The 17,989-nt window shown below is 63.8% G+C and carries 13 protein-coding genes and 2 pseudogenes; 11 read left to right on the top strand and 4 right to left on the bottom strand.

What is annotated here, in order from left to right:
- Nucleotides 1-27 precede the first annotated feature (27 nt).
- A complete protein-coding gene (locus QSK18_RS33195; RefSeq protein WP_285627622.1) occupies nucleotides 28-270 on the bottom strand; it encodes a hypothetical protein in 243 nt (80 codons plus the stop codon).
- Nucleotides 271-289: 19 nt separating this feature from the next.
- Complete coding sequence (locus tag QSK18_RS33190; protein WP_285627612.1) at nucleotides 290-871, bottom strand: hypothetical protein; 582 nt, start codon at nucleotides 869-871, stop codon at nucleotides 290-292.
- Between the two features lie 158 nt (nucleotides 872-1,029).
- On the opposite strand from QSK18_RS33190, the gene QSK18_RS33185 reads away from it, so the two are divergent.
- The 3 genes from QSK18_RS33185 to QSK18_RS33175 all read left to right on the top strand — a co-directional run bounded on the left by QSK18_RS33185 (nucleotide 1,030) and on the right by QSK18_RS33175 (nucleotide 4,681).
- Nucleotides 1,030-3,294, top strand: a complete 2,265-nt coding sequence (locus QSK18_RS33185; protein WP_285627607.1) for a helicase-associated domain-containing protein — start codon at nucleotides 1,030-1,032, stop codon at nucleotides 3,292-3,294.
- Nucleotides 3,295-3,638: 344 nt separating this feature from the next.
- Nucleotides 3,639-4,478 (top strand): DUF5753 domain-containing protein, encoded by an 840-nt coding sequence (locus QSK18_RS33180; protein ID WP_285627605.1) that lies wholly within the window; start codon nucleotides 3,639-3,641, stop codon nucleotides 4,476-4,478.
- Nucleotides 4,475-4,681 carry a DUF397 domain-containing protein gene (locus QSK18_RS33175; protein WP_285627603.1) on the top strand — a complete coding sequence of 69 codons (207 nt, stop codon included), beginning with the start codon at nucleotides 4,475-4,477 and terminating at the stop codon, nucleotides 4,679-4,681. The genes QSK18_RS33180 and QSK18_RS33175 overlap by 4 nt, the downstream gene beginning before the upstream one ends.
- A 3-nt stretch (nucleotides 4,682-4,684) precedes the next feature.
- On the opposite strand, the gene QSK18_RS33170 is transcribed toward QSK18_RS33175, so the two are convergent.
- The gene (locus tag QSK18_RS33170; RefSeq protein WP_285627601.1) at nucleotides 4,685-4,837 is read right to left on the bottom strand and encodes a hypothetical protein; all 153 of its coding nucleotides are present in this window, start codon (nucleotides 4,835-4,837) and stop codon (nucleotides 4,685-4,687) included.
- Between the two features lie 688 nt (nucleotides 4,838-5,525).
- Here QSK18_RS33170 and QSK18_RS33165 point away from each other — a divergent pair.
- The 5 genes from QSK18_RS33165 (at nucleotide 5,526) to QSK18_RS33145 (ending at nucleotide 15,084) form a co-directional block, all read left to right on the top strand.
- Nucleotides 5,526-6,743, top strand: a complete 1,218-nt coding sequence (locus QSK18_RS33165) for an AAA family ATPase (RefSeq protein WP_285627599.1) — start codon at nucleotides 5,526-5,528, stop codon at nucleotides 6,741-6,743.
- Nucleotides 6,744-6,772: 29 nt separating this feature from the next.
- A complete protein-coding gene (locus QSK18_RS33160) occupies nucleotides 6,773-7,657 on the top strand; it encodes a hypothetical protein (protein ID WP_285627597.1) in 885 nt (294 codons plus the stop codon).
- Nucleotides 7,658-8,546: 889 nt separating this feature from the next.
- Nucleotides 8,547-10,553 carry a type I restriction-modification system subunit M gene (locus tag QSK18_RS33155; protein ID WP_285627595.1) on the top strand — a complete coding sequence of 669 codons (2,007 nt, stop codon included), beginning with the start codon at nucleotides 8,547-8,549 and terminating at the stop codon, nucleotides 10,551-10,553.
- A complete protein-coding gene (locus QSK18_RS33150; RefSeq protein ID WP_285627593.1) occupies nucleotides 10,550-11,872 on the top strand; it encodes a restriction endonuclease subunit S in 1,323 nt (440 codons plus the stop codon). The genes QSK18_RS33155 and QSK18_RS33150 overlap by 4 nt, the downstream gene beginning before the upstream one ends.
- A 2-nt stretch (nucleotides 11,873-11,874) precedes the next feature.
- Entirely contained in the window at nucleotides 11,875-15,084 is a 3,210-nt protein-coding gene (locus QSK18_RS33145; RefSeq protein ID WP_285627591.1) for a type I restriction endonuclease subunit R, read from the top strand.
- A gap of 451 nt (nucleotides 15,085-15,535) precedes the next feature.
- On the opposite strand, the pseudogene QSK18_RS36130 reads toward QSK18_RS33145, so the two are convergent.
- A pseudogene (locus tag QSK18_RS36130) lies at nucleotides 15,536-16,288 on the bottom strand (ATP-binding protein).
- A 330-nt stretch (nucleotides 16,289-16,618) separates the two neighbouring features.
- Between QSK18_RS36130 and QSK18_RS33135 the strand changes: the two are divergent.
- The 3 genes and pseudogenes from QSK18_RS33135 to QSK18_RS33125 form a co-directional block, all read left to right on the top strand.
- Nucleotides 16,619-16,921: a hypothetical protein gene (locus QSK18_RS33135; RefSeq protein WP_285627588.1), complete on the top strand. Its 303-nt coding sequence runs from the start codon at nucleotides 16,619-16,621 to the stop codon at nucleotides 16,919-16,921.
- Nucleotides 16,922-16,948: 27 nt separating this feature from the next.
- The gene (locus QSK18_RS33130; protein ID WP_285627577.1) at nucleotides 16,949-17,269 is read left to right on the top strand and encodes a transposase; all 321 of its coding nucleotides are present in this window, start codon (nucleotides 16,949-16,951) and stop codon (nucleotides 17,267-17,269) included.
- Nucleotides 17,245-17,802 (top strand): annotated as a pseudogene (locus QSK18_RS33125) (IS3 family transposase); the annotation flags it as partial. The gene QSK18_RS33130 and the pseudogene QSK18_RS33125, both read left to right, overlap by 25 nt.
- Between the last annotated feature and the right edge of the window lie 187 nt (nucleotides 17,803-17,989).

The raw sequence follows: 17,989 nt of genomic DNA, 5'->3' as shown, positions 1-17,989 counted from the left end.
ATCAGCAGCTCTTCGCCGGAACTGCTGCTACTTCCAGAAGGTGCGGACCCGCTCGTCCCGCACGGACGTGAGGTGCCAGCCGTGGCAGCGGGGGCAGGCATAGGAGCGCACCGGGTCCTTCTGCAGCGCGGCACCCTTGGCGCGGATCGTGGCCAGTGAGAAGTCCGCGGCGATCCGGTCGTCGAAGTACCTCTTCCCGCACGCCCGCCGGCGCGGCTGAGCCGGGATCGGCGGGCGGGCAGCCTTGCTGGCCTGACGGCGGCGATTCATCAGGGAACTCCTCCGCCGCTCAGAAGGTGTCGTTGATGGTGATCCGGTCGTAGCCCTTCGCCCAGTCGTCCGCCGAGAAGCAGGACAGCGACACGGTGGTGCAGACGTCGATCGGGTCGGACGTGCAGCTGCTCGTCGCGACGACCTCGGTGCCCTTCCAGAACTTGATGTCGACGAGCGCGGAGTCCTTGTCGCCGCGGTTGTTGGTCACCCTTAATTTGCGGACGTCCACGCTCCCCAACGCGTTAGGGCTCGCCTTCCAGCCCTTGTGGTACTCGAACCCGTTCACCTCGAAGGCCTTCCCGATCGCGATCTCGAGCGGGTTGTCGGGGCCGCCGGGCTGCGCGTCCTCCTCTTCGACGGCCGTCACGGCCTCGTCGACGGCGTTGCCGGCGACCAGGACCATGGCCGCGCAGGAACCCAGGCCGCCCACGACGAACAGCCCGGTCAGGACCAGGAGAGTGTTACGCAGCGTGTGGGACTTCTTCGGAGGCTGCGGCTGGTAGTGCGGGCCGCCGTAGTACTGCGGGGCCGGTCCGGCCTCGTACTGGCCGGGGTTGGCGTGGCGGGGGACGGGGTTGTTGTGCCATTCGTTGCTCATGGGTTCAGACTGGCGAGGCGAACCGCGCAGCAACTCATTTACGATCGCAACCCGGTTGCAGGGGGAGGGGTCACGCATCCGGTAGGTATGCCCTGCATGCAGCTTCCGCCGAATGTAGCTCGGGAATGGCGCAGGTCGGCGGGCTCTAGTCTGAGCTGGTGCCGTCTCCCAGCATGTTGCGGATCGCAGGCCCGGACTACGTGACCGAGGTGCTGCGTCAGCGCCCCGATGTCCTCGAGCCGGTGCTGCCGCTAACCCTGGTCGAGCTGGCCGCACGGCTGGGGCATCCGGTGTCACTGAGCCGGGCGCTGTCGAGGCTGCCCCAGCCGGCGCTTGAAGTGCTCGAGGCGCTGGCCGCCCTCGGCCCTCACACCGACGAAACGGCGCTGGCCGAACTCCTGGGAGCCGGCACGCCCGCGCGCCGAGAGGCGCTGGACCAGGAACTGGACCGGCTGCGTCGTTTCGGCCTGCTCCCGCCGGACAGCCTGGCGCTCGAACCTCTGCTGGCCGAGCAGTACGCGACGCCGCTGCAGCTGGGGGTCCCGCTGAAGGCGCAGCTGGAGCACCGGACGGTGCCGGAGCTGCAGAAGGTCGCGGCGGCATGGGGCGTCACCGGCGGCAAGCAGCCCCGGCGGATGACTCTGGTGGACGCCCTGCAGCAGCTGTTCGCGGATCCGGCCCGTATCCGGACCGAGGTGGCCAAGGCTCCCCGCGCACTTCTGGAGACCCTGGAGCAGGCGGCCTTCGGCCTGCGTGTCCCCACCGGCTACGGATCGTTCTACGGGGTCACGGCGCGCGGCGGTAACGACAGGGAACAGGCGCTGACCTGGGCGCTGGAGCGGATGATCCTGGTCCGCCGTGACGCCTTCTCCGTGCAGATGCCCGACCCGGTGGCGCTGGCCCTGCGTGGGGTCGGCTGGCATGCGCCCTTCACCCCGAAACGGCCCGACGGAGAATGGCAGCAGCTGCAACCCCGCCAGATCGACTCCAGCGCTTCGGTCGCCGTCGGAGCGGCGCACCAGGCGCTCAGCGACGTGCTGCGTTTCCTGCACGGCATACCGCTCAAGCGACGCAAGGACGGTGCGGTGGGGGCGCGTGAGCTGCGGCGGCTGGCCAAGGCAGTCGGTGGAGCGCCCGAGCGGATTCCGATGCTGTTGGGCCTGGCCTATGCCGCGCGCCTCGTCGAACTGCACGATGACCTGGTCGTGACGGCCGAAGGCCTGGAATGGGCCGAACTGGAACCAGCTCAAGCCCTGACCGCCGTCCTGTCGGCCTGGATGACCCTGCCGGACATCCCCGCCGACCAGGAAGACCTGACCTGGCTGCCGTCGGACCGGCCCGGCGTCCCGGATCTGCGCCGCACGATGCTTCACGTGCTGGCGGAGCACCCCTGCGCGGCTGCACAGGCAACCACGCTCCACGATCTCCTGACCTGGGAGCGCCCCGTGCTCCTGGGGCGCTCGCTGTACGGGCCGATCGACGGGGCGCCGACCGGGGTCACCATCCAGGTGGGATGGGACGGCTACGACACGGATGGCTACGACATGGATGTGCAGGACGAGTCGCCGTCCGGTGCCCTGGAGGCAATGCTCACCGAAGCCGCGTTCCTCGGCATCGTCGCAGAAGGAGCCCTCAGCTCCCTGGGACAAGCCATGGTGAGCGGCGCTGAGGAAGATGGCGCATCCGTGGAAGCCGTCCTGCAGACGCTGATGGGCGAGGTGCAGCGCGAGGTCGTGCTCCAGGCCGATCTGACCGCCACCGTGCTCGGCCAGGCCGGCGGCGCGCTGACCACCACCCTCGACCGGCTGGCCGACCGCGAGTCCCGTTCCGTGGCCGCGGTCTGGCGGTTCACCCCGGCATCGATCCGCCGGGCCCTGGACACCGGCGCCGTCGCCGAGCAGATCCTGGCCGACCTGGACGCGATCAGCACGGCCGGCGTGCCTCAGCCCCTGAACTATTTGGTCCGCGACGTGGCCCGCAAACACGGCTCCCTGCGCGCTGGTTCGGCGGTTTCCTACATCAGATCAGAGGACGAGTCTCTGCTCGCGGAGGTAGCGGCAGACCGGCGCCTGCGTGCCCACCAGCTCACCCTGCTCGCACCCACGGTCCTGGCCTCGACGACGTCCTTAGATGGTCTGCTCGAAGCTCTTCGGTCGGCCGGCTACGCGCCGGTCCAGGAAGGCGCCGGCGGCGCCACCGTTCTGGAGCGAGCGCATGCTCCTGCCCGTAAGGCACTGCGGGACAAGCGCTCCGCCGTGGTCACGGTGCCGCGGACCGAGCAGGACGACCGTGACCTGGTGACCCGGCTCATGGCTGCGCCGGACAGTCATCGGTCCCTGCTGCACCTGGGGCACACCGTGATCGACTCGACCATGATCCGGGAGTACACGCAGGCGCTGGGGCAGAATGCGCCGCTCTTCTGAGGTCTCACCTCGCGAGCAGCTGAGAGTGGCCAAGAACGTCCTGGGACCCCCACGGTGGCGCGTCCAAAGCTGGCGTCGGCGCCTGGGCGCTCGCCGCTACGCTACATCTCAGCCAGCCTCTACCAGACAATTTGCACACCATCTGCGGTACCTGTGCGCCAATTGCCAGACTGCGTTCTCGCAGCTCATCCGTGGTCTCGGTCGTCCCGCTGAGTGTTCCCGGTCATGACCGTGGCGGGGCTTGCGTGCCGTGGTCACTGTCCCGTCGCAACCTGGTCGGCGCGGGACACTGGTGAGACCGCTTTCGGCGGTGGATGTCCTGGTTCGTTCTACGATCAGGGGGCATGACGGGGACTGCCACGATGGGACGGACGGGCAGTGCGCGACGCGCACTGGTGCGACATCTGATGAAGCTGAAGGACGATTCGGGGCTCACTTACGATCAGCTGACGGGGCTGGGTCTGCCCCGGCGCTCGTCGTGGAATCGCTGGAAGAACCGGCAGTCTCTGCCGAGCCAGGCCACGGTCGACTGGGTGTGCCGGCAGCTCGGGGCCGACGACGAGCTGCGCGAGCGCATGGTCGAGCTGGCGGGGGTCAGCAGCAGACCGACCTGGTACGAGCAGCAGGGGCGGGCGTTGCCGACCACGCCCGGCTTCACCACGCTGCTGGAGCTGGAGGAGATTGCCTCGCACATCGACATCTTCAGCCCGCTGCTGGTCCCTGGGCTGTTGCAGTCACCTGGCTACCAGCGGGCGATCTTCGACGCCGCGCCCGGCCTGACCATGTCGGCGGCCCAGCGTCTGGCCGACATCCGCAAGCAGCGCCAGGAACGCGTGATCGGGCACGGAGCGCAGTTCCGGGTGGTGCTCGGTGAGGAGGTGCTGACCCGTCAGGCCGGTGGCCCAGCGACGATGCGGGAGCAGGTTGCGTACCTGAGCGAACTGGATGCCCGGGCGGACGTGAACATCTTCGTGCTGCCGTTCACTGCCGGGGCGCATCCCGGCGGGCGAGGGGAGTTCACCGTGCTGACCTTTCCGGCCCACGAGGACGAGCCGGCCTTCTCGTACGCTGAGGGCTACAGCGGAGCGGAGTGCAGTGAGGACCCGGACGTTGTCGAGGACTTCAGGGAACGTCTCGACATCATCCTGGGCATGTCGATACCGATCGGGGAGTGTGCACGATGAACGGCGACAAAGCGGTGTGGATCAAGGCCTCGAAGAGTGACGCCACCGGTAACTGTGTGGAGATGTGCGGACTCCACCACACGGTTCTGGTGAGGGACTCCAAAAACGCGAGCACCGGCGTCCTCAAACTTGGTTCTGCAGGCTTTGCTGCGTGGCTGAGCGCTGCGAAGGACGGGGAGTTCGACCGGCTTCTGGGGAGCTGAGTTCTACTCGCCCTGATCGCCGTCCCGGCGGCTCTTCCAGGGAATCAGGCCCGTCACTGAGCTGGCCATGGTGAAGGCCTGACTGCCGAGGTTCTTGGCAGCGTTGACGCCCTGGGCGCCTGCATCGAAGGCCCGGTATATCACGTCGGTGGCCACGTCCGTCCACGCCCTGGCCTGGTAAGGACGGCTGGTTTGGCGGGCAGGAGATGGGGCCGTTGGCGAACTCAACGAAGCCGCTGATCTGGCCACCCTCTCCTCTCAGGACGCCGGTGGCCAAACCTTGGGCGCTGTTGCGCAACCCCCATCCTTCCGCCCGCTCGGTGGAGTCGGCGGTGAGCTCGACCCAGCGTCCGCTACTGACGGCGGGGAGGGCCCCGGCCTCAGAGACCACCGAACTTTTTTGCAGTACGGACTTCACGCGCGCCAGGCCAAGGTCTTTCGAGGGCAGGCCCTGCGAGGCGAGGAATGTTCGACAGCTGCGGTCCGATGACCGCCAGGCCGTCATCGTCGCTGATCAGCTGTACTTCCGGGTTCATGGTCTGCTCCAGGAGCCGTCCTGCAATAATTCAGGTCCGGGCATCGGTCCTAGCGGCGCAGGCCTGAGGCGGGAACGTTGCTGACCACTTGGTTGCTCAGAAGCGCTTTTGGTCTCGGGTGCGCTGTGAGGCCGTCACCGCGCATACTCTTGCTGCCTGATTACCCAGCCCGTATGTCAGCTGGCTTGGGGCAGTCCTCTTCCGCATCTACATAACAATTCGCAGAAAATGTATCGCGCGCGGCACGTCACGTCGTAGTCTGACCCCCTCACGTCAGGAAGTACCTAGCGCTCACCTGGGGGGAAAATTTGTCGTATATAACGCAATTCACGGTCGATGGACTAGCGGGCCGCAGAGGTCAGCTTCACTTCCGACTAAACCGAGACGTGAACATTTTTTGGGGCCTGAATGGATCGGGCAAGACTTCCTTGCTCCGGATACTCCACAGTGCCCTGCAGAACGATAGTCAGACGATTGCAAAAGTGCCCTTCGAAAAGGCCACCGTCACAATTTACGACGAACGGTACGGGGCTACTTTCATTCGAACTATTGACATGACGCGGGCGGATGATGAGTATCCAGAAGAGGCCATATTTAGCTTTGATGATGAAGATCCTTCACGATATGAAATACGCATTCCATCGAAGTCTGCACGGAGGGTCTGGCGCACTCGATTAGCGCAACGTTCTTCGGAGGCGGCCCGAACTTCAGTGAAAAGCAGAGGGCTGCCCGAATATTTTCCGCATAGCTATCTGCCAATTTCCAGAGTCGCAGAGCGTGGGGACGCGAGATGGAGGCCGTCAGTCCGCGACTTTCAACGCACCTCTACTCGGGAAGGAATTAGTGACTCGCTCTTTGATGCGGTGTTTGCCGATCAAGTCAAGAGAAGATGGACCGCATATAACACCGAAGCCCTAGGGGTAATTCAGGAAGTTCAGCAGCAGGGCCTTGCTGAGATTCTGTCCGTACTGTTCAGCGGAAGCTCGAAGCGGGGCACAGCGTCTGCGGAACCGGAAGACGTGGCCGATGCATACGGCTTGGTGACTACCTTCTTGCGACGACAAGGACTGAAAATTCGCTTCGATGAGAAATCGTTCGAAAGTCGTTACAAGCGTCAGCAAGACATGCAAGACGTCGTCGCGCGAATTCGCCAAGTCATGAGCGAAGTTGATAGAGCCATGTTACCGCAAAGGAATTTTCAGGCCCTCATCAGTGAACTCTACTCGGGCGATAAGAGTATCTCGCTGAGCGCCGCGGGGATCTATGTTAAGTCCGGTGACGAAAGGATCGCGCTGGAGTCGCTGTCATCCGGAGAGCGGCAACTTCTGCAGATTCTTTTGGAAGCGCTCGCTAGCGGTGAAGGAACGGTAATTGTGGATGAACCGGAGCTCTCAATGCACGTGGATTGGCAACGACGCCTTGTGAACTCAATGATTACCGTAAATGCGGACTGTCAACTAATTCTGGCTACGCATTCACCGGAAGTAATGGCTGAGGTCTCCGACAGCACCATTTTCGAACTATGAGGCGGCTTGCGTACTCGGCAGGTGCGTTCGTGCGGCGGGTGCAGATGAGTACAGATGAGTTGTTCGTCATTGTTGAAGGACGGGACCATGATGTACCCTTCTACGAAGGCATAATTGAGAGCATGGGCGAACCCAAACGTGGGTTTCAAATTTGGCTCAGAGAGCAAATTGCGTTGCCCAATAGCCAAGCTGGTGGGAAGCCGGCCGCAATAGAGCTATTCAGACTTCTGAAGCAGCAAGGTAGGTTAAAAGTAACTGGCTCGGGAAATATTAAATCTATCATCTTCATGCTCGACGATGATGGCGATTTTGTGGCTAATAAACGGCTTCGGTCACCTCATGTCATCTACACTTGCCACGCCGACGTTGAATCGGAACTGTTTGGTCACGGCAACATCGCTGAAGCGGTTCGGATTGCTTGCTCCCTAAGTAAGGCCGAGGCTGCGGCCCTTCCGAGGGATGTGACGGATGCGCTTAACAGCCTAAGTGCCCGTTGGGAAGAATGGATAAAGATCTCACAGTCCTCCCACCTTTTGGGTATCAGAACAGGCTTTAAGCCTAGCGATCCTTCTCCTATTAACGGTGACAAATACGGTCAGCTTGACCCCAACGCTTCCCGGGCCGCCGAACAATTACTGCGCAGTAAATGTCAGACTGGCGAGGAATTGAAACTAAAACGCATGGAAGCTAGGATAAATAATTTATCTTCTCGTGGGGAGCTGGGGCGACTAGTCAAAGGGAAGCTAGTCAGCGGCTTTCTCTTGTATGAACTTAAGATGCGATTTGCCAATGATCCAATCAGTACGAAATCGGTAAAGTCAGGCCTTTCGGCTATTCTTTTAACTACACTGGATTTTTCTGCTGACTGGGCAGGTTACTATCGCGATCAGATTCGGTTGGTTGTGGCAACGTAGCCTCGCACTTGCAACGAACGTGACCGGGCCGATCGAAGATCAACTCGGGTTCGGGGTTCTTTGGCTGTGAGTGCTTGCTTAGGGGCTGGGCTGAGGGCCCCGAGGTCTACTGGGCGGTCGGTTGCGGGCTGTTCGCGAGGTCGCGGACTAATCCTGTAAGCTGCGGCTTCTCAGACTGACAGCGGTACTGGCGAAGTGTGGCGAAGGCCCTGGCCAGGACGATGAGCCCTAGGCCGGGCGCGGGAAGGTGCGTCGGCCGGTGCGGGGCAGGCGGGCGCCGGTGCGTAGGAGCGGGTAGCGGATCAACTTCGTCGGCCTTGGACAGGGCCTTAGACTCAGGATCATCAGCACAGCGGTTTCGGGGTCCAGAGGGGTTGCCGAGCGACCAGGGAGCCCTTGTCGATAGCTTGGACGCTACTGACAAGGGCTCATCGCATAGTGCTTTCGTGAGTTGGGCGCCTTGGGAAGCTGTCGGCTGTGCGTTGACCACGCCACGATTTTAGCTCCGTAGGTCTCAGCCTCGTTCTACGCACGCAGACTTGATTTGTGCCGCTTCCAGTGCCCTTACCGGGGGTCGGGCCGCCGGGAACCGGCTTTTTACTGGCTACCGGATCCGTTTGGGCCGTCCAAGACGCCGCCGAGACCGCACTGCAATTGCAAGCTCCGCCTTACCCGACTGCGCCGTGAGGATTTGACAATGATTACAACTCCGACGCTCGCCCAAATGTAACTTCGATAGCGGATTTCGGCTGTTGACTCTGGTCTGGTGGATCCAGTCACGCGCCCTCGCCAACTTCGACGGCGCCACCGTGGGTAGTCTGAGGACGAGCAGAAGCCGCCGGTCTCGCCGGCCCGTTCAGCGCCAACCAGATCCGGAGGATCACTAGCGGTGTCAGTCCTTTCAAGTTTCGTGTGGAGCGTCGCCGACACGCTGCGCGGTCCCTACGCCGAGGCCGAGTACGGTTCGGTGATCCTCCCGTTCACGGTGCTGCGTCGCCTCGAGTGTGTGATGGACCCGCACCGTGAGGCAATGGTCGAGATCGTCAAGAGGTACCCCGGCGAGCAGCAGCGGCGCACGCATCTGAAGATTGCCACCCGCAGCGAGGACAGCCCAGGGCTTTCTTTCTGGACGACCAGCGCCTACACGCTGGTGAAGGCGTTGCAGGACCCGGACAACCTGGCGGAGAACCTCATCGACTACGTCGGCGGCTTCTCCGCCAACCTGGATGTGTTCAAGTCCTTCGGCTTTGAGAACGTGATCCGCACGCTGGCGGAGCGCGACCGGCTTGCCCAGGTGACCCGCCACTTCGCGAAGATTCCGCTGTCTCCCGACGATGTCTCCAACGCCGACATGGGCGACCTGTTCGAGAACCTCATTTACCGATTCGCCGAGTCCGCCAACGACGGTGCGGGTCAGTTCTACACGCCCCGTGACGTCGTGCGGCTCTTGGTCGACCTCGTGTATGCTGATGACACTGAAGCACTGCGCGGCCGCGGCACAGTGCGGTCCATCTATGACCCCACTGTTGGCACAGGCGGCATGCTCACCGTCGCCGACGAGCACCTGCACGGGCTTAACCCGGATGCATCCACAGCGTTGTTCGGGCAAGAGATCAACCCGCGCACCTACGCCATCTGCAAAGCGGATCTGCTGATCAAAGGTCAGGACCCCTCGAACGTCCGGCAAGGCGACACTCTCGTGGTCGACCGGTTCGCGGACCGGCGGTTCGACTACGTGCTCTCCAATCCGCCGTTCGGGACGGACTGGAAGGCCGTCGAGTCGGATGTGAAGAGCGAGCATGATCGCGGTGGCCAGGGGCGGTTCGCCCCAGGGCTACCCGCGGTCGGCGACGCGGCAATGTTGTTCCTCCTGCACGTCGCCTCGAAGATGCGGGATGTTGACGAGACCGGTCGCGGCGGTAAGGCCGGCATTGTCCTCAACGGCTCCCCGCTGTTCAATGGCGGCGCGGGCTCCGGGCCGTCGGACATTCGGGGGCACATGCTAGAGAACGACTTGGTCGAGGCAATCGTCGCCCTGCCGAACGACATGTTTTATAATACCGGCATTGCGACCTACCTGTGGATATTGTCGAATGCGAAGCCGCCCAATCGCGCGGGCACCGTACAGCTGATCGACGCCACGGGGCTGGGCTCGAAGCTGCGAAAGTCAATCGGCTCCAAACGCGTCGAGATTGCGAAGAAGAACCGCGAGGCGGTTGTGCGAGCGTTCACCGGCACGCAGAGCGACCACGGCGACGTTCACGTTCCGGTGAAGGTGTTCGCCAACCAGGACTTCGCCTATTGGTCTGTCACCGTTGAGCGCCCGCTGCAGTTGCGCTTCGAATGCACTCCCGAGACGATCAGCGCCGTCGCCGAACACAAGACGCTCGGCAAGATCGCTGGGCTAACCGAGGCGCTCGAAGCGTTCGGCGACGACTCATATCTAAACCGCGAGAAGTTCAACAAAGCGCTCGGCAAGCACCTTGGCAACCTGGGCCTGCGCCTGACCGCCGCGCAGCGCAAGACGCTGTGGCAGACCATCGGCGTGCACGACGAGGCCGCCGATATATGCGTCGTCGTCTCGGGTGCGAACAAGGGCGAGCACGAGCCGGACGCGGCGCTACGCGGCACGGAGAACGTGCCGTTCGGTTGGGGTGGGTACCCGAAAGCGCATGAAGCCCTAAAGGAGACCGTGCAGGCCTACTTTGATGCCGAGGTGAAGCCGCACATCGACAACGCCTGGATCGACTGGTCGAAGACCAAGACGGGCTACGAAATCCCGTTCACCCGGCACTTCTACGTCTATAAGCCGCCCCGACAGCTCGACGAGATTGATGCCGACCTCGAGAGGGTCGTCGGCGAGATCATGACTCTGCTTCGCGAGGTGGAAGCGTGAGCGAAGACGCCCGCAGGTGGTTTGGTGGTCTCCCCGAAGGGTGGTCGAACGCGCCGCTGAGCTATCACTTCGAGGTCATGCTGGGCAAAATGATCAACGCTAGGAATGAGGTCGCTGACGCAATCTCAGCACCGTACCTGGCCGCTGGTTCAATCCAGCCTGACCGTCTGGTGCTCGATGACTCAAAGCGCATGGACTTCTCATCGGGCGAGCTGCGGAAGTATGCGATGAAGCGGGATGACATCGTCGTTGTCGAAGGTGGTGCGGGGTACGGAAGAAGCCACCTTCTCAAGGATGACCTCATGGGGTGGGGTTTCCAGAACCACGTCGCACGCGTCCGGCAGAGGAGTGGTTCCGTCATCCCGGGATTCCTTGCCTACACCCTCAAAGCCTGCCTTGCGAGCGGCTACATTGAGGCCAACAATCGCACCGCCACTCTTCCATCGCTCTCACGAGACGTCCTAGGCGCGATTATTTGTCCTATACCGCCTCCCGACGAGCAGCGCGCCATAGTCGACTACCTAGACCACGAGACAGCCCAGATCGACGCGCTCGTGGCCAAGCAGGAGGAACTGATCAGTCATCTCGAGGAGCGCCGCCTCGCGGTCATAACGAACACCGCGCTGACGGGCCTCGAGGGCCAAGAAGCGGGCGAACACGACGTCTCGCGGTGGGGGAGCTCTCTCGCGGTCGAACCGTGGCTCGCGAAAGCACCGCGGTCCTGGGGCATGGAGCGGTTCAAGACCGTCTGCCTGGCCCGGGAGGAGCGCAACGTCGCGGGAACCGAGCTGATGCTGTCGCTGACGGTGAAGGGACATCTGGTTGACCGTTTGACTATGGCGATCCAGCAGAACGCCTCAGGCGCGTCTATCCCTCGGTATTTCGTGGCGCGTTCGGGCGACCTCGTCGTCAACCCGATGTGGCTGATCGGCGGCGCGATTGGGGTGTCCGACAAGCGAGGAGCCGTCAGCCCCGATTATCGCGTGTTCGAGGTCATCGGAGCCTTGGACCCTTGGTACCTACACGCAGTTCTCCGTTCCGCACCATACTTTGACCAGTACAGGTTGTATACGCGTTCCAATACCACGTTTGACCGTCGGATCAAGCAGAACGACCTCGACAACCTGCCCCTTCCCATCCCGCCGATCGACGAGCAGCGCGCGATCGTCGAGCACATCGACGTACAGACCTCGCGAATTGATGCCTTGATCGCGAAGGCCGAAGAGCACATCGCCCTCGCCAAAGAGCGGCGCTCGGCGCTGATTACGGCGGCGGTGACAGGACAGGTCAACGTACGCACAGCACGGAAGGCGAGCTGATCATGGCGGCACCCGACGGTACCCACGAGGCGGCGTTCGAGATTGAGATTGCCAAATACCTCGCCATGTACGGCTGGAAGTACAGCGAGACGGACGATGGCTACGACACCGGACGGGCGATCTGGCCCGAGGACGTGCACTGGTGGCTGAGCGAGACGCAGCCCGACGAGTACGCAAAGGTTGTGCGCGTCGGCACAGGCGCTGAGCAGGCCGACCGCGAGGCGCTGTTGGCATCGCTGGTGTCACGGCTGGACATGCCGATGAGCTCGGGGGGCGGCACGCTGAATGTGCTCCGTCGGAGGTTCTCGCACACCCGCGGTGCGACCGCGCACCTGCGGATGTGCCAGTTCAGGCCGGCGACCACGCTCAATAAGGACGTCACTGAGAACTACCGCAAGGTCCGCCTTCGCGTCGTCCGGCAGGTGCACTTCTCTCCGAAGCGCGGTGATTCTCGCTCGATCGATCTGGTGCTCTTCGTCAATGGCCTGCCGGTGGCGACGATCGAGCTCAAGTCGTTCTTTAAGCAGGAATGGCGCACGGCTGTCAGCCAGTACCGGAACGATCGGCACCCGGCGGGGCAGCCGCTGCTCGGCTTCGGCACCCGCGCATTGGTGCACTTCGCCGTCGACGACGACCAGGTCCACATGACCACAAGGCTCGCGGGGGAGAAGACCTACTTCTTGCCGTTCAACCGGGGCCACGATGACAGCGGTGCTGCTGGCAACCCGCAGAACCCGGATGGGGCCGCCACGTCCTACCTGTGGGAGGAGGTCCTGCGGCGCGACAACTGGCTAGCCATCCTTGGCTCGCAGATCTTCCTGAAGACCGAGGTGGACGACGACCCTGCCACCGGCAGGCTCAAGCGGTCGACGACGCTGGTGTTCCCGCGTTACCACCAGTGGCGCGCGGTGAAAAAACTCGTCGAGACGATTGCCGAGGAGAAGCCGGGGAAGCGCTACCTGATAGAGCACTCCGCAGGGTCGGGCAAGACCAACACGATCGCATGGACGGCACACCGGCTCGCACGGCTCCACGACGAGGCGAACGAGAAGGTCTTCGACAAGGTCCTGATCGTTTCCGACCGCCGCGTCCTTGACGCCCAGTTGCAGCAGGCCGTCGAGCAGGTCGACGACACCGTCGGCACCGTCGCCGTGATCGACTCGGCGGCCGTGCGCCGCTCCGGCGGCTCGAAGTCCCGCGCGCTGCTGGACGCGCTGACCGGCCCAGCGCTGATCATCGTCGTGACAATTCAAACGTTCCCCTACGTCAAGGGGCTGCTGGAGACGACGCTCGGCCACAAGAACTTCGCGGTGATCGTCGACGAGGCGCACACGTCCCAGTCCGGCAAGACCGCCGCGGATCTGAAGAAGGTCCTCACCGAGGGCGGCGAGATCGCCACCGACGAGGAGATCGACTCCCAGGACGTCGTAAATGAGATTGTCGAGGCTTACGACGCGCGCGAGGCTCAGATCGCCGCCGAGACGGCGGCCCGCGCTGGCGCTCGGAACGTTTCGCTGCTGGCGTTTACGGCAACCCCGAAGACTAAGACGAAGTTGCTGTTCGGCCGTGAGGCCGACGACGGGAAGCCGGTCTCGTTCGACGTCTACCCGATGCGGCAGGCGATCGAGGAGGGCTTCATCCTCGACGTACTGCGCGGCTACCAGACGTATAAGACTGCGTTCGAGATCGAGCAGCGCGGCAAGGATGGCGTGGTCACCGGCATAGTCGACGACGGTGACAGGCTGGTGGACCCGAAGGTCGCGACCCGTAGGATCATGCGGTTCGCGAACCTCCACGCGACGAATATCGGCCAAAAGGTCGAGATTATCGTCGAGCACTTCCGCGCAAACGTCGCCCATCTCCTCGATGGCCACGCCAAGGCGATGGTCGTTACGAACTCCCGGCAGGCCGCGGTCCGGTACAAGGTCGAGGTAGATAGGTATCTGGCGCAGAAGGGCTACGGGTACCAGTCGATCGTCGCGTTCTCTGGCAAGATCAGCGACGACGAGTACGGCCTGTCTGACATCACCGAGGCGTCGATGAACCCCGGACTTGGCTCTGACCTCGCACGGGAGTTCCGTCGGTCCGAGTACCGGTTGATGCTCGTCGCCGACAAGTTCCAGACCGGCTTCGACCAGCCTCTACTGTGCGCGATGTACGTGGACAAGAAGCTTCCGGACGTGCACGCGGTGCAGACGCTGTCGCGGCTGAACCGCACGTACCGGGCTCCGTCGGGCGAGTTCAAGGACCGCACGTTCGTCCTCGACTTCGTCAACGATCCGGCGGAGATCCGTGAGGCGTTCCTTACCTACTACCTCGAGGCCCACGTCGAGACCGAGACCGACCCGAACCTGGTCCACCGGCTCGCTACCAAGCTGGCCCAGCCGCGGATATACACGTCCGAGGATGTCGAGCGCTACGCAAAGGCGTGGTGGACGCCGGCGCAGTCCCACGCCGCACTGGCTGCTGCGGTGACCCCGGCGCGCGACGAATTCGTGAGTAGGTGGGCCAAGGCCACGGAAGCCCAGGACAGTCACGCCCTCGACGAGCTGCGGACCTTCCGCAAGGACTGTGGCTCGTACGTTAGGCTGCACGACTTCATGTCGCAGGTCGTCGACTACGGCACCAGCGATCTGGAGAAACTGGCCGAATTCCTTAGGCAGCTCGCGCGGCTGCTCCCGTCCGACGACCGTGGCGCGGACGTGGACGTCTCCGGGCTCGAGTTGCGCCGCGTCCGCCAGATCGACCAGGGCAAGGCCAGCATCGGCCTCTCTGGGGATCAGGACACGCCCGGCCTGTCCGGCATCACCGGCGTCGGATCCGGCGCCTCCCGCCCCGACCCGCAGCAGGAGCTGCTCTCCGAGGTCGTCGCCCGGATCAATTCGCTTTTTGGCGCGGAGTTCGCCGACCCGCAGATCGAGGGCTTTGTGATCGCTGCAGCGGGAATGGCCGAGGAGGACCAGCGCATCGCCGCTCAGATCGACCACAACGCCGTCGACCAGTTCGTGGCTTCACCTGAACTGCGCGAGACGCTGACTGATGCCGCTGTGCTCAACGAGGGAGCGTTCGGCAAGCTAACCGGCGCGCTGACCGGCGAGAATGAGCGGGCCGATGAATTTATCAGGCTCATCGGCCAGTACTTGTACCAGTCGCGGCGCATGCGGATGGTCTATCCGACAGATGCCGACGCCGCCGCCGACGAAAGCGAATAGGGCGATGGCGAAGGACGGCTTTCTCGTCCGGCAGGTGCTCGGTGTAGGCCAGCCGGGAGAAGCCGTCCACGGCTGAGTACAGGAACACGTAACCGGTGCGGACGCCCGCGTTGGCCGAGGCGGTGTGGGTGCGGCGGGTGGCGCGGCCTGGGCTGCTGCCTTGCCATGAGCCCGCCAGCCACCGCCGTTCGAGATGCGCCTGACCTTCTTCACAGCGACGTGGATCTCATGCCCGGAATAGCGAGCAATGATCTTGCGCGCGGCCTGACGGTTCGAGGCGCCGGCCGGGTCCATGCTCCGACGGCGGCTGATGCCCAGGCGGACCAGCCACCGCCCGACCCTGCTCACGCTGATGCTGACGCCCTCGCGGGCCAGCTCGGCGGCGATGGCCCGGGCAGTGTCGTCGCTCAGGTAATTCCTCAGGTGGTCTATGGTGCTGGTTCTACTGGTTCTACTGGTTGTCGGGTTCGAGTGTTGAGGCGACAGGCTTGGTGGAACCGGGTCGCTTGCGGGGCCGGTAGCTGGGTCCGTCGACCAGGAATTGATGGCTGGTGTTGATCAGCTGGTCCAGGAGTGATTGGGCGACGACGGGGTTGGGGAAGAGCGGATACCATTCGGTGGGTGCGCGGTTGCTGATGGTAATCAAAAGATTTCCGGTGGCGGAGCGTTAGCTGGTGAGTTCGTCGAGGTCGCCGGCTTGTGGTCCGGTGAAGGCGCGCATGGCAAAGTCATCGAGGATGAGCATGGCGGGGCGGGAGTACCCGCGTAGGCGTTTGGCCCAGGTGCGGTCGGCGTGGCCGCTGGCGAGGTCGGCCAGGACGCGTCCGGTCCTGGCGAACCTGGCGTCCTTTCTGCGGCGAATAACGTTGTGGCCCAGTGCTTGTGCGAAGGGCTCCTTTTGACTCCGACCGGCCGGTAGAGAATGACGGATTCTCCGGCGTCCAGCCATCGCAGGGCGCCCAGGTCCTGGATCGCGGCGGTGAGAAGTTTGGCGTTGGTGGCAAAGTCGAAGGCTTCCAGGGGGCCTGGCCGGCCTCGAACCGGGCCCAGGTCAGGCGGCGGACTAGTTCTTCGTCGCATAGCAGTTGCAGGAATTGGGTGTGGGCCAGACGCGCAGTGCGGGCCTGGGCCAGGCGCTGGTCGAGGGTCTCGAGCACCCGGTGAGCTCGGGGGCCTTCAGGGCCTCGTGCAGGCCGACCTCCAGGACGCTCGTGACTGGGCATGCTTGCTTGGCCCGGGCAGGACTGTCGTGGATGGCAAAGGTGGCCTTGCCGTGCCGCGGAGGATTCGGGGTTTGCGGTGGTCAGGTGGCCGACGGCCGGGCGGGGAACGACGAGAACAGCATCGAGAATGACCGCGATGCCCCACCGGACAGCGATCAGGTTCCGGCGTTCCTGCGCGGGCAGGAGGGCCTTCGAGCGCAGCTCGCAAGGCCCGTACGAGAAGTACCTGAAGGGTGACCATTCCAGGGTCTACGGGGTGACCGACGTCTGGGCCGCACGCCGCGGAGGGATCCTCGCGCTGCCCTCCCAGGGTGCGTCGCGACGACGGTCAGGTCCAGGTGCGCGACGACGGTCAGGTCCAGGTGATCGTCTACGAACCCCAGAAGCACTCCTCGGCGCCGATGCCCCGAGAACGCAGCGCACCCTCGTCCTCAATTGGATCTTCGGGCACCAGAACCCCGGCGCGGGTTCAGGCATGGAAGAACGCGCTGCTGGACTTGAGCCGGAGCAACCGTCTAATCCACTGCCCCGAGTCGTACACCGTGGCCCTGCGCGTGCCGACCGGGCAGCTGGGGCGGTTGGACCGTTCCCGTTTGAGTGGACACCCGGTGTGACTGCCCGATCTGTCGGGAGTTTTCGGGATGGGTTCAACGAGGCGTTCCTACACCGCCGAGTACAAGGCACAATCGACGTCGTACGTGATCGACGAGGGACGCTCGATCGCGGAGGTCGCGCGGAACATCGGCGTGCATGAGATCACGCTCGGCAAGTGGGTGAGGATGGAACGGCAGGAACGGGAGTCACAGCCAGCAGCTGCTGAGGCGCTGGACGATGACGAGCGGCTGGAGCTGATCCGTCTGCGGCAGCAGGCCAAGGATGACAAGGCCAAGATCAGCGAGCTTCAGATGCAGGTCGAGTTCGCAAAAAAAGTTGCGACCTGGTTCGCGAAAGACCAGCAGTAATCTTTGCTGCGATCGCGGGCTGGGCTGATTCAGGCGACTATTCGGTCGCTTTCATGTGCCGGGAGTTCGGGGTGTCCCGGTCGGGATATTACGCCTGGCGCACGGCAGGAACCTCCGATCGCGCCCGGCAGGAGCTGAGCCTGCTGTCGGTGATGCGCCGCCTGCACGTCCTGGCCCGCGGCAATCCGGGTGTGCGGCGGATGCGCGCGATGCTGGCGGCGGCCGGTCACCGGGTCTCGCACAAGCGGGTCTGGCGGCTCATGCGGGCCGCTGGCCTGCGGGGACGACATCCCCGGGCCTGGAAGCGGACCACGATCCACGGCGAGAAGCCGGTGAACGCCCCGGACCGGATCGGCCGGGACTTCACAGCGACAGCACCGAACCGGCGCTGGTGCGGCGATATCACCTACGTGCGCACCGGCGCCGGCTGGGCCTACGTGGCCACGGTCATCGACCTGTACTCACGCGCCGTCGTCGGCTACGCCATCGCTGATCACATGAGGACCAGCCTCGTGACCGAGGCCCTGGACATGGCCTTGCGCCGTCGCCGGCCACCGCGCGGAGTCATCTTTCACGCTGACCGCGGAACGCAAGGTGGATTCAATGGGTCGTCGCAACACCTCGATCGTGGAGGTGCTGATGGGCAGGCCTGCCGGGTGGATGTCGGCTTTGACGGGAAGGTCGCCGATGAAGTCGCCGGGGGCGCCGGCTCACCGGAGG

The sequence above is a fragment of the Kineosporia sp. NBRC 101677 genome (assembly GCF_030269265.1).
Classification (GTDB): Bacteria; Actinomycetota; Actinomycetes; order Actinomycetales; family Kineosporiaceae; genus Kineosporia; species Kineosporia rhizophila.
Note: the sequence above shows the minus strand (reverse complement) of the source record. Positions and strands in the feature narration are given on the sequence as shown.

Coding starts and splice junctions, on each gene's coding strand:
- QSK18_RS33195 (WP_285627622.1), bottom strand. CDS start 270: ATGAATCGCCGCCGTCAGGCCAGCAAGGCTGCCCGCCCGCCGATCCCG.
- QSK18_RS33190 (WP_285627612.1), bottom strand. CDS start 871: ATGAGCAACGAATGGCACAACAACCCCGTCCCCCGCCACGCCAACCCC.
- QSK18_RS33180 (WP_285627605.1), top strand. CDS start 3,639: ATGACGGGGACTGCCACGATGGGACGGACGGGCAGTGCGCGACGCGCA.
- QSK18_RS33175 (WP_285627603.1), top strand. CDS start 4,475: ATGAACGGCGACAAAGCGGTGTGGATCAAGGCCTCGAAGAGTGACGCC.
- QSK18_RS33145 (WP_285627591.1), top strand. CDS start 11,875: ATGGCGGCACCCGACGGTACCCACGAGGCGGCGTTCGAGATTGAGATT.
- QSK18_RS33130 (WP_285627577.1), top strand. CDS start 16,949: ATGGGTTCAACGAGGCGTTCCTACACCGCCGAGTACAAGGCACAATCG.